The sequence below is a fragment of the Rhizobium sp. 768_B6_N1_8 genome (assembly GCF_051811225.1).
Classification (GTDB): domain Bacteria; phylum Pseudomonadota; class Alphaproteobacteria; order Rhizobiales; family Rhizobiaceae; genus Rhizobium.
Window position 1 is genome coordinate 3,344,793 of the sequence record NZ_JBPWPV010000001.1, and the last position, 12,119, is coordinate 3,356,911.

The following is a 12,119-nucleotide window of genomic DNA, read 5'->3' on the forward strand; positions in this document are numbered from 1 at the left end:
TCCCTACACCCTCATCGGCATGAGAGTGACGTCGAGCGCCGGATAGATCGGTGACGTGATGAGCGCTGGTGATCCACCATCCCGCACCGCAAGGTTCACCAGACCGGCCGGGAAGACTTGCAGCGCGTCGCGGAAATAGATCGAGTTGAACCCGATATCGACGGGCTTTCCGCTGTATTCTGCCTGCACTTCGTCGGCCGCTTCGCCGCGCTCGATAGAATTGACGGTGAGCGCAATGGCGCCTGGTGCGATTGACAGCTTGACGGCGTTGCCGCGCTCGCTGCTGACCGTGGCGACGCGATCCGATGCCTTGAGCAGTTCGTCCTTCTCGGCGCTGGCAACGAGATCGTTCTCGGTCGGGATGACGCGCTGATAGTCTGGGAAAATGCCATCGATGAGCTTGCTGGTGAGTGTGAAATCGCCCGACACGATGCGGATGAGGTTCGCGTTGACCGACACGCTGGCCGAACCTTTGGGCAACATGCCGACGGTCTTCTGCGGCACGATGACGCCTTCGAACTCCGGAAGCTCCCCGCCCTTGTGTCTAGCCAGGCGGTGGCCGTTGGTAGCTACCGCGACTGCCTCGCCGTCCAGAACGTGGAAGAAGACGCCATGAAGGAACGGGCGGTTGGCATCGTTGCCGATCGCGAACGCCACCGGTGCGAACAGTGCGGCCAGATCGATATCGAACGACGCCGCATATGCTTCATCGCCGAAACTGGGGAAGTCCTTCGCATCAAGGATGCCCAGCTTAAACACGCTGCGGCCTGATTTTACGATGAGCCTATCAGCCTCAAGGCTGATGGAAACGTCGCCGCCAGCCTTCTTGGCGATATCAGCCAGCAGCTTCGCGTCAACGCAGATGCTGCCAGGCGCGGTGACGTCGGCCGGCGCAACGTCGGTCGCGATGATATCGAGGTCGGTGCCTGTGATGCGCAACTGTCCTGGGACGGCGGACAGCTTCACATTGCCAAGGATCGGAATGGTGTTGCGGCTTTCGACAACGCGGCCGACATTCGTCAGCACGCGCGCGAGCTCGCCGCGAGCAATGGTGAGTTTCATGGTGGTCTCCTCTTGTGGTGTGGTGCGCCCGTAGACGCGCCAACGTCTACGGGCCTACTGGTGCGCTAACACCAGCGATGTATTCTTATGCTGCCCAAGGGAACGAATTGCGCGGCTGCGGCTCGTAGCCGACGGGGTAGCCGTAGCCGTCCCCTCCATCGTCGAAGCGGCTTTCATCGAAAGTTTCGCCCTTCAGCTCGGCGATCTTCTTCTGCAGTCCGATCGCGCTGCCAGGTTGCTCTTCATTGTCGTTGGCGATGAACTGCTCTTTCCCGTCTTCGCCTACGGAGAGAGCTTCGATTGCAGCATCAAGCGAGAACGCCTGATGCTCACCGACCAGTACGACTTTCTCGCCATATGCCCCGCCGATCTGGTCTTTCAGTTCTTCCCAGGTGTCGATTTTCACCTTGCGGCTAGCAAGCGCGATCTTGAGAATGTCACCCTTGCCGATGGTGTATCCGCGATCCTGGTATTTCAGGACGCGGGTTGCCGACGCCAGCGGGAAGCGCGTTCCGGGATGGAAACGAAGGAAGCGCTGCGAGTTGTGCTTCAGGAAGTCATCATGAAAGACGAATTCGTCGGTGTCGAAGTCGAGAGCGCCCATGACGACCGTGAAGTCGAACGCCGCAAAGATATCCTGCGCCGTCGGGAAGAAATCGAAATGCATGAACTGGACTGGGGTGCCGCCATGATCGCTGAACGTTACGGCACGCTTCGTGGCGGCGACACACCACCAGCCATCCTCGTAGGCCTGCGCGACGGCGTAGTCAAAAGCCTCGCGGCTCTTGAAATAGACGTCGACATCATTGATGTCGCGATTGGTGAAAATACTGGTCACCGCTCCACCGGCAGCGAAAGCGCCGGGGATTGGTGAGCATTTTTCGGTAATCTTTCTGGCTTCAGCTTTGTAGCTTGTCACCTGTATCTCCTCTTGTGGTGGATAACGGGCCGCGCCAACTCATTGTTGAGCAACACGAAGGCGCGGCACTCGGAAGCATACCCGTAGTTAGCTTCCGCTACATTGTATGGGCTATTTCGCGCCCCACGGCCGGCGACCGGCAGGCTTGGCTTCCTGCTGCTGTTGCGCCGGCGCGCTGAGCTGTGCCGGACGGTTGTCGTTGGCGGCGGCTGGCGGCGCTTCCTCGGCAGGCTGCACCGCGTCGATCTCAGGCGACGGCACGTTGCCCTCGTCAGGGAAGTAGTAGCGCTTGATCTCGGCACGGCCAGGATACGACTTGCTGTCTTCGCCGACGGATGCCTTGCCTCGGCCGACCTTGGCGGTAAAGGCGCGGAAATGCAGCTCTTCGCTGTCTTCGACGCTGTCGACGCCGATGGCGCGGCAAAGCGAGGCGAACTGCTTCTGGCCGATTTCCTGGGCCTTCGGGTTGTCGTTTTCGAGATTATAGTTGTTATTGAAGATCGTGCGGCCCTTGAGCTCTTCCGGTTCGATGACCTTGACGGTTGTCGCGAGGATGGTGCCGTTGCCCTTCTTCGTCGGCTTCACCTCGGAAGTCTCGATCTCGAGAAGATAGATGCCGTTCGGAACTTCGCCGGCATAGTCGCGCTGCGTTGTGTCGTGATCCTGCGCATTGAATGCTGTACCAAGTCTGGCCATTCAGTAGTCTCCTTCTGTGGTGGTGTGGTGGTTAGTTGATGGCGTAGTAGCGCCAAGCGCCGCTGCCGTAGTCGGTGTGCGCGCATTCGCGCATCACGTTTTCAAGCCAGGCCAAGCGCTGGCCGCCGCGCGTCCGGACCATCACCGGGAACCACGCGAACCATTGCTCTTGCCGGAACATCAGGCGGCCTCGTCCTCGTCGATGCTTTCGTTGGCTGCGACAGGATGGGCCGTGTAGAAGTATTTCGAGATCGTCGCGAAGCCACTACCCTTCTTGAATGGAATTGTCGGAGGCATGTTGAGGCGGTTCTTTGCCAAGAAGCCCGTCCGCTCGTCAGTGTAGATGACGCGCTCTGCGCCTGACATTCCTTCCGCCTTGTTGACCTTCTTGCCGAAGCCCTTGTCGACCTGCTTGACCGATGTGCGCTTGCTCATGAAGAGAAGAGCATCACTCTTCTCCATGATGATGTCGGTCGCGCGGTCCTGCAGCTTTGGCCTGTACCGATCGTAAGAGTCTACAAGCGGGTCGTTGAAGGCCTTGACCTTGCTATGCAGGATCTGCACCACATGAATACCGGAGCGAGACAGGGCGCGGACGGCTGACATGTATTCAAGCCAGTCGTTATCCGCCTCGAGGTAGCCTTTGCCAAATGATGTCGGCGAGCCCTTGTCGTTGCTATCGATGGTGCTCCATCCGGCGACAACGCCGCCCATGCGAGCGCATGTGTAGTCCCAGACCATCTTCTCGAAGGCGTCCAAGCTATCGATAATGATTGTTTTGAATTCGTGCTCCTGCGTGAGCAGATGCTCGAATGCATCCATCATTTCGTTGTAGTTCTCGATCTCGATCGACGGGACGTCGAGATCAACGGGTGTCTCCTCGCCTACCGTATGCAGGTAGATCGGGTCTGGAAACTCACCGGCAAGTGTTGTCTTGCCGATGCCTCCGATTCCATAGATTGCGAGAACTGGCGGCGTCTTTCGTTTGCTTGATTTCAGTTTGTCGAAAACCGACATTCCATTGCCTCCGATCAGCGCTTCGGTGCTGCCCGGTCGCTTCCGGGGTTTGCGCCATTGTTGATAGTGATGACTGGATAGAAGCTGTCGAGCTCAAGACGCTGCTCGTCTATCCACTCAGACTTCATCTCGCCAGTCGATCGCGGCGCCAAAAGCACCTGATTACATCCGGTGATGTATTGGACGTAGCCGGTGGCCACGCCGCGAAAACCGGTGATGCGGTCTTCGTATGTTGCGCCTAGTTGCGCCATTCACACCTCCTAGAGAAAGAAAAATGCAACGATAGCCAAGCAGACCAGAATGACCGGCCACCAGCTGAACGGATTGAGCGGCCACATACCGGCCGCGTCAGGGTTTTTGGTCATTGCTGTCCTCGTAGGCGTTGAGGCGACTTGCCGCCCAGTCTCCGCAGCGCACCGCCCCGAGCATCGCGACGATCGCGATGGTAGCGACAGGAAAGAAAAGAAGGGCGGCAACCGCACCGCCGAATGCCGCCGCGGCAATGAGAGCGCGCCTGATGATCAGGGCGCGGAAGACGGTTGGTGTTGTCGGCTCTATGGGTGCGTCGATCGGCACGTAGTCGAGCGGCGTGCCGGTAAGTGGTGGGTCGCGCCAGCTCATGCAGATTCCTGCGCGTATAGTTTTGACAGGACGGCAAGGCCGATAAGTGCAGCCGCGCCGGCGTCGTTACCGGTGAAGGTCGAATAAATCGAGCCAGCCAGTGCTGCAACGACGCAAATTAGATGGAATGTTCTCACAATAGTCTCCTCTCAGCCGTGCGGTGGTGGCCGCACGGCGTTGTTGTGGTGGTTGGTGGTGTCTGCTTAGGCGGCTATGCGCGAGCGAGGCTCGTCGTTCGCGAGCCAGTGCTCGACTGCGTCCTTCGTGGATTTCAGGCCGAGGCCAGTGATGCCGCGCAGTTCCTTGATTGCCGCGATCTTCTCGCCTTTTGCGGCAAGCCGCTGCCATTCGTGGGCGTAGGTCGGCGCAACTTCCTGGCTGGTGGTCGTCAGGACGTAGACGCCGAACTGCTGGCCTTTGTGGATGGATGCGAGGCGGTTGGCTTCTGCGCGGGCGGATGCTTCGGTGGCGTGAACGTAAGGACGGCTGGCGGTCTTGGGCTGGCCGTCCTCAATGAGGGCGACGATGGCGGTTGGAGTGACCGGTGCGTCGGTGACGAGTTCGACGTCATTGAAGAATTCCGTGCACTGCCCAGCCCGGTGGGGCGCATAGTCGACCTCTACGGATGAAGTGCCGACATGAGTGACGATACCTTCCAATCCGAGAGTTTGGTACGAAGCAACATTACTGATCAGCCGAACGCGATCACCGACCTTGAACTTTGGCTTGGCGACCTGAACCGTCACCATCTTGCCGATCAGCGATGCAAACGGGCCATTGTCGTTGCTTGCCGACGCGGCAGGCTCGTCGACCCACTCGGCGATGAGGTCGTTATTTGACTTCCCACTTTCATAGAAAGAACCATTCTTGCACCAGTACGATCCGAAGCCTTCCAACAGAAATTCATCGGCTTCCCAGTACCAGTGACCTTCCCTCCCTACGTTACGAGAAATAGGCCCGACCTTGCGGCCGTCGCGCGTCGTATAGAATTTGCCGGCGGTGATGGTGAGGGTGGCTGTTGCTGGCTGCGGATCATTGCTCCTTACGAGCCAATGATCCTTTCCGCAATTTCCAAGCAGGTTGACGCCATCATGGCCTCGGCGCCAGGTATCGAACTTGACCATGGTGAGGCCGTCATAACCCCCAGGTCCGTTCACGACGGTACCGATTTCGCCACGATTGTCTTCGTCATTCGACACCACCCGGTCGCCGACCTTCGGCTGCCATGGCTGCTCGACGAGTTCGATGCGATGGTCGTATAGGCCGTAAGCGCCGCCAGTAAGTCCGTCGAGGACGATATAGCCATCGTCTCCCAAATCAGTCACGGTGCAGATGTCGCCCAGCTTCCCGCCGCCAGCAGCGTCGATAACGCGAACGCGATCGCCAACCTTAAACTTACCCATCACGCAGCTCCTCTCGTCTTGGTGGTTTTGCGGAGCTCGCGCTCCTTGGTGAAATCGATGACCTTGTCATCGTCGACCGGCGCCTTCTTGGCGGTCGGCGGCGGCAACTCGTCATCCTCGACGATCTCGAGCTCCCATTCGTGGAACTGCAGAACCTCCAAGGAAGGCGACACACGGATGAGGACGATGCTTCCCATGAAGCCGATGACGATTCCAAAAACGCTGGTGTTCATCTTGTGCTCGACGACGTCGCCGATGCCAATGCAATCACAATCAGGGCAACTCATGCCGCCACCTGCATCTCAAGGCCAGCAAGCAGAAGCTCGCGGTCGGAAGGCTCAACTTCTGCCTTGTCGAGCGTGGGGATGCGCTTTACGGACACCGGCATTTCTCCAGACGTCGTCGAGCATCCGCCGTTGCGAGGCATCATCATGGTAGCGCGGTTGGGGTTGTTGTCATTTGCAGCCTGGCGTCTGGCGCGGATGGCGTCGGTGCCGAATGCGCGCCGCATACGCTGGTAGACCGTGATCCACTTCAGGCCGGCTTTTGCTGCTATGTCTTCGAATTCCGCTCCGGCCTGTCTCATGGCCAGCATTTCGGACATCGAAATCTTGCTTTCGATCGTCATCGTATCTCCTCTTCTGCGTGGTGGAACCGGCGCAATGGTGGTATTGCCAGTCAAATCGTACGGTGATAGTGTTTTACAAATTTGTCAAAGGGGTTTCTATGCCACGCCAGCAAAAACAGAGAACTCGCCTGGCGCGATTGATTATCGAGAAGCAGGGCGGCGACACCGACCGCGAAGTCGCGGAGCGTCACGGCTGGCTGCAGCAGACTTTCAATAGGTGGAAGAACGGCGGCGTGCCGCGCCCCGATATGTATGCGTCGTTGGCGACTTTCCTTGGCATCGATCGCGACGCCGTAGAATCGTTGGTTCTTGAGGCGCGGCAAACCGCATCCTCTCCGGTTCCGCGAACGGGGGTGTTCAACACGGCCAAGACCTACGGCCGCGTGTCCGATCGAAAAGACGGCAAGTATGCCTTCGAGGCGTTCAATCAGGGCCGCAAGCGCATTCCCGACGGCCGTTACTGGATCGAGATCGATACGAAGGTCATGGAGCCAGCCCTGCCCGTCGGAACGCGGGCTTGGGTCGATCCTGCAGTCTGGCCTAAGCCGGGGTATGAGGTCATGGTTCACGCCAAGGGTGGCGCAGCATGGCTTGGTCGGCTTGTTGCCGTGGTTGGCCAGACGGCCGAGATTGAACGCGGCGGGCTGACGATGACGATCCGCGATGTCGAAGCTGTGCATGCCATCGTCCTTTCTGAAAGGATAGCGCAGTAGGTGGCGCTATTAAGGCTTGACAAATTTGTGGAATGTTTGGTAGACATCCCACGCTGCTGTGGTGGCAGTAACGAAATCCGGAGTTTTACGGCGTGGCTCCAGCCAAGTCTCCTCCTCCGAGATAGTAGGAACCATTTCCCCGAGCTGATAATCAGGTGGTGCTGGCCTTCGGGTCAGCTCGGGTGGGATGGATTGGTGTTAAAGAAATATGAAATCAGCGAAATCTTCTTCGCCAGCCGATTCAGCGTAGATCTGCATTGTCGACGCAACTCGACACACTTGTCGGGCGGCGGCAATCAACGCGTCTTCGATTGTGACATCTTCGACAGATACAACCATCCCGGCGTGCCTGCCGTCCTCATCCATCTTTGTGAAGGCCGTCAACTTTACGTCACAGTCTTCCGCCTTGCCGACGCGGACGCTGATTTTCATGCCGTTCTTGCGCAGAATCCTGTAGGCTTCGTGCGGGTCACAGACCACGGCCTGTTGGGGCCGTCGCATCTTTCCGAAATAGGCGCTAAGCACAAATTCGGTTTCATCGTGAGTGGGGTTATCCATTTACGTCTCCTCTTCTGTGGTGGTTTGGTCAGGTAACTATCTCACCCATCTTGATTGACTTATAGGTGAGCCAGTCAATGCTGCCTCGACCAGTGTTGCACTCGTAACAGGCAAGAGCTTTATTATCGCGATGTCCGCCTCCGCCATCTGCCTTGCGGTGAAGGTGTTCTATAGTCTGTGATCGAGGATGAATTACTTTTCGCCACTGGGCATTTGTCGGGAGAAGAATGCATTCACAATAACAGCACCTGTTGTTTTGACGCTCCGTTAGTATCCGGCGAACGCCAACGGTATCCGCAGTCATGCCGCCCTGCCCGCTAAGGCGCGCAAGACAGACTTGGAAATCTCTTCCTGGGTCGGTGGCTTATGGTGCTTTTCTTCGTGACGCTCCGCCTCTCGATACGCCTTGGCTGCAGCGCCACGGCCAGCTGACATTCGGATCATTCCCAGAATGCCAAGCTCGGCATGCGCCTTGATGCGCTCGCCGTTCGTCATGGAATTTGAATTGGTGGAGAGCACGGCAATGATTTTTTTCGACCCGCGCTTTGCTTTGCCGCGAATGCTGTGGCGCGTCTGCGTGCCGACGCGGTGAACGTCACCTGCTGCTATGCGGCGGTAGCCAGTGCCGCGAATATTCTCAAAGACGATACCGTGCTCATCTGAGGCGACGCGAAAGGCAGAATGCTTTATAGCATCCGGCGAGGTGGTCTTCTTGCCGATCAGGTCGGCGATTTCCTTATGGGTGATGAGTCCTTGTGCCGATACATGAAGAAAGGCATCGACGAGGCGATTGCGGATCTCCAATCTTTCAGGCGTGCTTTCGTAGGCCATGTTGTCTCCTCATGTGGTGATGGATCGGTGCGTTGAGATGACGTGCGCAGCGCTGCGTAAATAGACGCGGCCCTGTGTCGAGTTGCGGTTAGCAACGCTGTCGTGGTTCCTGCGAACCGCAAGTTGCCCGAAGGCAACCGACGCTTGGCAGGTATTCGTTGAGGTGAGAAGAGTTGCGAAATGTGGCGCAGCGGCGACCTGAGCGGCGCAACCTTGCGGCAGTTGGCAGGAGATACCCACCGCACTCGGCCCGAAGGCCGACGACGCTGGGTAGCGTAATTCGTTGAGATGCGACGCAACGCACAGTGCGGTGTAGTGGCGCGCAAAGCTGTAGAGCGACAAGGCAGGACAAGCCCACCAATGACCGCACGAATGCGGTCGCTGCTGAGTTTGGTATTCGTCGAGGAGAGTTGCAGGTCGTTGTGTTGCGACGCGCCGCGCCGTGACGCGCAATGTGGCTTAGTTGGCGGTTTCCCACCCCAAGGCGGTTCCCGAAAGAACCGACCAAGCTAGGAAACGTTGAGATGACAGGACGTGCACGGCGAGGCGCGGCGCTGCGTAACGCTTCGACGCGCGATTGGCGGTTGCCCACCGCTATCGGTCTTTCAGGCTGATAATGTTGGGCAACGATAGTCATGATAGTTCCTTGCGTTGAGATGCCGTGCCCTGCGTAACCCTGTGGCGCGCTGCGGAACGGAACCAAGTGGAAAGACAATGCCCTCCATGAACCGGCTCCCGAAAGAGCCGGTCTTGCAAAGCATGAACCGATCAGGCCGCAAACTTGCGGTTGTCTTCCCATTGAAGCTTGTCGATGATGAAGCGTCCGTTCATCCCGCCGTTCATGACTGGCCGCCAGCGGCCGATGCCGATGAACATGCCGGCCAGTTCGACCATCTCGCGGAAGATTTCTTCGGTGATGATAGGATCGAGGATCCATACCTGGAATGTGGCCGACCACTCCGGCACCTGCGGAAAGCGGCGCGGTACGCGGCTGCTGACGGCAGAGCCGGTCTTGCCTTGGGCGTCGCACATGATGTCGACGAAGTCGGTGTCTTTGAGTGTGATGCCGGTGTCGATGAAGCTATCGACAAGCATGATGCCACTCTTGAATTTGGCGGTCCATGTGGCCTTGCCCTGGCCGGGGATTTGCTTCTTGGAATATTTTGCGGCTTCGGCGATGGCCTGCGTCATGGACGCGGCAGGAATGCCAAGTGTGCCGTCCTTCGTGATGTGCGCCTTTGATTTCCAAGTGCGCTTGTCGTAGTCGCCCTTGCCCTCGCCCTTGAGCGTCGGCTCGTCATGCTGCTTGCTCTGGCTGTATGGGGAAAAGCTTCTGAGTGTTACGGTGGCTACGGAAAAGTCCATGATAGTCTCCTCTATGGTGGTGGTGAGTGGTCGTTGAGATGCTGCGACTCGCGCGGCGAGAAGTTGTGTCGTGGCGTGGTGTGTCGCGTGGTGGTGTCTCCACCCTGATCAGCTTGCAATCAAGCGGACTGGCTGGAGAGGAGCTGGGGCTTCATGCCCCAGCCTCATCTTCTTCTGGGTGGTCCACGACCTTTCGTCGCAACTCTTCTTCTGACGGTTGTTTCTTTCTGCTGTTGCCGCATGTCGTCACTCCTCAAATGGCGGTTGTCGGAAATGATGCCCTGTTAAAATTGAGGCCGGAGCCCCTGCTGAAAACTCGTCGGCTTACTTTGCCCTGCTTTAAACTCTTCTGTCGTCGATCACTGCCAGCATCGCGTTCCTCCTTTGCTGACCCGTTCGGCGCCCGTTGATGGGATTATGAATGACATTATCAATTGATGGAGTCAACAGGCTTATATTGCCAATTGATATAAAATTTGCTAAGCAGTTGATCAACAAGGAGATATTTTATGTCACGTTTGACTGATAGGTTGCACGAACAATCAAAAATTATTGGAATTTCGCAAGCCGCGATCGCACGCGAGCTAAATGTGACTCCGCAGGCAATTAATAACCTTTTCAACGGTCGCGCCGCTTCTTCAGAATATTGGCGTGAAATAGCTTCCATGCTCCAGATATCTGAAAGCGAGATGCGGTCTCTCATGATAGAGGCCGGCCGAGACCCGCTCAAGAGCACCAAGCTTCCGCGCATCGACTTGGTGGCGCATATGGAAAGGGAGCGATCAGCGAAGGAGGCAGATGGCGATTCTGCAGATCGCGATGCGGAGAGGAAAAATGCCGTGAAACCAATGGCAATGATCCCATACTTGGGCCAGGTCGCCGGAGGGGATGATGGGGAATTTCTCATGAATGGCAAAGCGATAGACTATACAGAACGACCGCCCGTTCTGGCGTCCGTTCCGGATGCCTACGCTGTATATGTGAGCGGAGAATCCATGGTGCCGCGATACCGGCCCAGTGAGACGGTCTTTGTTCACCCCGGCAGGCCGCCGCGCCGTGGGGATGATGTGGTCGTGCAGGTCAGGGGGCGTGGCGACGACGGTGTGCCGCTTGGGTACATCAAGGAGTATGTCGCCCAGACAGGATCAAAGTTGATTCTGCGCCAATACAACCCTGAAAAACAGATTGAGATACCGATCGACGATGTTGTGTCGGTGCATCTCATCGTGCAGTCCGGAAAATATAATTGAGGTCAATTTAGTTGTTGCATCAATTTAGATTTTGATTTATAACCCTCCTCACAGCCGCAACCTGGCTGCACCACTGAGGAGACGAAAATGCTGGACAGAAGAGTTTTCCGTAATGACGACGATTACGCGCCAGCTGCAGTAGCCTGCGGCAGCGTAGAGCCTTTCCGCAAGCCTGACCATAAAGCCAAACGCCACCCGAAGCCGCGCAACGTTGATTGCCGCGGTCGTTTTGCGTTGCGCCACCAGAAGCCCGGCCGCGTCTTCGCGGAGATGGGCGGTGACGAATGAGCGCGGTCAAGTGGCATCCGGTCCTGCCCTACGAGCTCGTCGAAGCGACTGAGCATCACGGCCCATACATCTGCACCGCTTACGGCTCGACCGTGTGCGACTTCTACGCCATGTCCGATCCGTCCTCGCTGTCGGTCCGCAATGGCGGCACGTCGAGGCCGGTGCCATTCACGGATGCCGCTGAGCACGCTGCGTTCATCGTTAAGGCCGCGAATGCTCATGATGAGCTTGTGGCCGGCCTTCGCGATATTGAGAGCAAGCTTAAGCGTGGCCAGTCCGTAGCCGCTCGCGATGCCGTCGAGTGCCTTCTGGTAAACCATGGGGGCGAGCTGTGAATCATCACCACGACGATCGCATTACGCTGCGCGACTTCTTCAAGGATCTCTGCGGCATGCTGGCCGCAGGTGCATTCATCGCGGCAGTCTCGATCTGGCTGCCATACGTCGCACAGCATTACTAATTGCCCTAGTGGCAATAGGGCGCGGTCGGTGAAGCTGGCTGCAACCGCTTGTCCCAGCCGCGCCCTTACCAATGGAGAGAAGGATGGAAATTGAAGATCACGGATGGGCAGCTTTCTGGCCTAACGGCACTCCGCATCCGTTCATTCTCGTCCACACCACCCGCCTAACCCGCCGAGAAGCATGCGAATGCGTAGGCGTGTCATGGGCTCGTGAAGGGGAAACGCCAATGCAGGGCTGGCGCCGCGCATATCGCGATGGCTGCCGTGTAATTCGCGTAATCGTTCGCCCCACGGCGGGTACGTGAAAA

20 protein-coding genes are annotated in these 12,119 nt (G+C 57.7%); 5 read left to right on the forward strand and 15 right to left on the reverse strand.

Going from position 1 to position 12,119, the window contains the following annotated elements:
* Window positions 1-3: 3 nt before the first annotated feature.
* The 11 genes from dnaN to AB8B33_RS17370 all read right to left on the reverse strand — a co-directional run bounded on the left by dnaN (window position 4) and on the right by AB8B33_RS17370 (window position 6,346).
* On the reverse strand, window positions 4-1,062 hold the full coding sequence (gene dnaN, locus AB8B33_RS17320) for a DNA polymerase III subunit beta (RefSeq protein ID WP_439016303.1): 1,059 nt from the start codon (window positions 1,060-1,062) through the stop codon (window positions 4-6).
* Between the two features lie 85 nt (window positions 1,063-1,147).
* Window positions 1,148-1,981, reverse strand: a complete 834-nt coding sequence (locus AB8B33_RS17325) for a hypothetical protein (protein WP_439016304.1) — start codon at window positions 1,979-1,981, stop codon at window positions 1,148-1,150.
* 111 nt (window positions 1,982-2,092) lie between these two features.
* Window positions 2,093-2,677 (reverse strand): DUF669 domain-containing protein, encoded by a 585-nt coding sequence (locus AB8B33_RS17330; protein ID WP_439016305.1) that lies wholly within the window; start codon window positions 2,675-2,677, stop codon window positions 2,093-2,095.
* Between the two features lie 31 nt (window positions 2,678-2,708).
* Window positions 2,709-2,858, reverse strand: coding sequence for a hypothetical protein (locus tag AB8B33_RS17335; protein ID WP_439016306.1), 150 nt, complete (start codon window positions 2,856-2,858; stop codon window positions 2,709-2,711).
* Window positions 2,858-3,694 carry an ATP-binding protein gene (locus AB8B33_RS17340; protein ID WP_439016307.1) on the reverse strand — a complete coding sequence of 279 codons (837 nt, stop codon included), beginning with the start codon at window positions 3,692-3,694 and terminating at the stop codon, window positions 2,858-2,860. The genes AB8B33_RS17335 and AB8B33_RS17340 overlap by 1 nt, the downstream gene beginning before the upstream one ends.
* Before the next feature lie 14 nt (window positions 3,695-3,708).
* Entirely contained in the window at window positions 3,709-3,945 is a 237-nt protein-coding gene (locus tag AB8B33_RS17345) for a hypothetical protein (RefSeq protein ID WP_439016308.1), read from the reverse strand.
* A 97-nt stretch (window positions 3,946-4,042) separates the two neighbouring features.
* Entirely contained in the window at window positions 4,043-4,315 is a 273-nt protein-coding gene (locus tag AB8B33_RS17350; protein WP_439016309.1) for a hypothetical protein, read from the reverse strand.
* Window positions 4,312-4,452 carry a hypothetical protein gene (locus AB8B33_RS17355; protein ID WP_439016310.1) on the reverse strand — a complete coding sequence of 47 codons (141 nt, stop codon included), beginning with the start codon at window positions 4,450-4,452 and terminating at the stop codon, window positions 4,312-4,314. The genes AB8B33_RS17350 and AB8B33_RS17355 overlap by 4 nt, the downstream gene beginning before the upstream one ends.
* A gap of 66 nt (window positions 4,453-4,518) precedes the next feature.
* Window positions 4,519-5,718, reverse strand: coding sequence for a ribosomal protein L7/L12 (locus AB8B33_RS17360; protein WP_439016311.1), 1,200 nt, complete (start codon window positions 5,716-5,718; stop codon window positions 4,519-4,521).
* The gene (locus AB8B33_RS17365; RefSeq protein WP_439016312.1) at window positions 5,718-6,005 is read right to left on the reverse strand and encodes a hypothetical protein; all 288 of its coding nucleotides are present in this window, start codon (window positions 6,003-6,005) and stop codon (window positions 5,718-5,720) included. The genes AB8B33_RS17360 and AB8B33_RS17365 overlap by 1 nt, the downstream gene beginning before the upstream one ends.
* A complete protein-coding gene (locus AB8B33_RS17370) occupies window positions 6,002-6,346 on the reverse strand; it encodes a hypothetical protein (protein WP_439016313.1) in 345 nt (114 codons plus the stop codon). Before AB8B33_RS17370 ends, AB8B33_RS17365 begins: the two co-directional genes overlap by 4 nt.
* Before the next feature lie 98 nt (window positions 6,347-6,444).
* Here AB8B33_RS17370 and AB8B33_RS17375 point away from each other — a divergent pair, with 98 nt between their 5' ends.
* Window positions 6,445-7,059, forward strand: coding sequence for a hypothetical protein (locus tag AB8B33_RS17375; RefSeq protein ID WP_439016314.1), 615 nt, complete (start codon window positions 6,445-6,447; stop codon window positions 7,057-7,059).
* A gap of 198 nt (window positions 7,060-7,257) precedes the next feature.
* On the opposite strand, the gene AB8B33_RS17380 is transcribed toward AB8B33_RS17375, so the two are convergent.
* The 4 genes from AB8B33_RS17380 to AB8B33_RS17395 all read right to left on the reverse strand — a co-directional run bounded on the left by AB8B33_RS17380 (window position 7,258) and on the right by AB8B33_RS17395 (window position 9,813).
* On the reverse strand, window positions 7,258-7,617 hold the full coding sequence (locus AB8B33_RS17380) for a hypothetical protein (protein WP_439016315.1): 360 nt from the start codon (window positions 7,615-7,617) through the stop codon (window positions 7,258-7,260).
* 28 nt (window positions 7,618-7,645) lie between these two features.
* The gene (locus AB8B33_RS17385) at window positions 7,646-7,921 is read right to left on the reverse strand and encodes an HNH endonuclease (protein ID WP_439016316.1); all 276 of its coding nucleotides are present in this window, start codon (window positions 7,919-7,921) and stop codon (window positions 7,646-7,648) included.
* Window positions 7,918-8,448 (reverse strand): hypothetical protein, encoded by a 531-nt coding sequence (locus AB8B33_RS17390; protein WP_439016317.1) that lies wholly within the window; start codon window positions 8,446-8,448, stop codon window positions 7,918-7,920. The genes AB8B33_RS17385 and AB8B33_RS17390 overlap by 4 nt, the downstream gene beginning before the upstream one ends.
* Before the next feature lie 768 nt (window positions 8,449-9,216).
* The gene (locus AB8B33_RS17395) at window positions 9,217-9,813 is read right to left on the reverse strand and encodes a hypothetical protein (protein WP_064247021.1); all 597 of its coding nucleotides are present in this window, start codon (window positions 9,811-9,813) and stop codon (window positions 9,217-9,219) included.
* 509 nt (window positions 9,814-10,322) lie between these two features.
* Between AB8B33_RS17395 and AB8B33_RS17400 the strand changes: the two genes are divergently transcribed.
* From AB8B33_RS17400 to AB8B33_RS17415, 4 genes are all read left to right on the forward strand, one after another.
* The gene (locus AB8B33_RS17400; RefSeq protein WP_439016318.1) at window positions 10,323-11,063 is read left to right on the forward strand and encodes a LexA family transcriptional regulator; all 741 of its coding nucleotides are present in this window, start codon (window positions 10,323-10,325) and stop codon (window positions 11,061-11,063) included.
* Window positions 11,064-11,150: 87 nt separating this feature from the next.
* On the forward strand, window positions 11,151-11,351 hold the full coding sequence (locus tag AB8B33_RS17405) for a hypothetical protein (protein ID WP_439016319.1): 201 nt from the start codon (window positions 11,151-11,153) through the stop codon (window positions 11,349-11,351).
* Window positions 11,348-11,686 carry a hypothetical protein gene (locus AB8B33_RS17410; RefSeq protein WP_439016320.1) on the forward strand — a complete coding sequence of 113 codons (339 nt, stop codon included), beginning with the start codon at window positions 11,348-11,350 and terminating at the stop codon, window positions 11,684-11,686. The genes AB8B33_RS17405 and AB8B33_RS17410 overlap by 4 nt, the downstream gene beginning before the upstream one ends.
* On the forward strand, window positions 11,683-11,811 hold the full coding sequence (locus tag AB8B33_RS17415) for a hypothetical protein (RefSeq protein ID WP_439016321.1): 129 nt from the start codon (window positions 11,683-11,685) through the stop codon (window positions 11,809-11,811). The genes AB8B33_RS17410 and AB8B33_RS17415 overlap by 4 nt, the downstream gene beginning before the upstream one ends.
* Window positions 11,812-12,119: the final 308 nt, after the last annotated feature.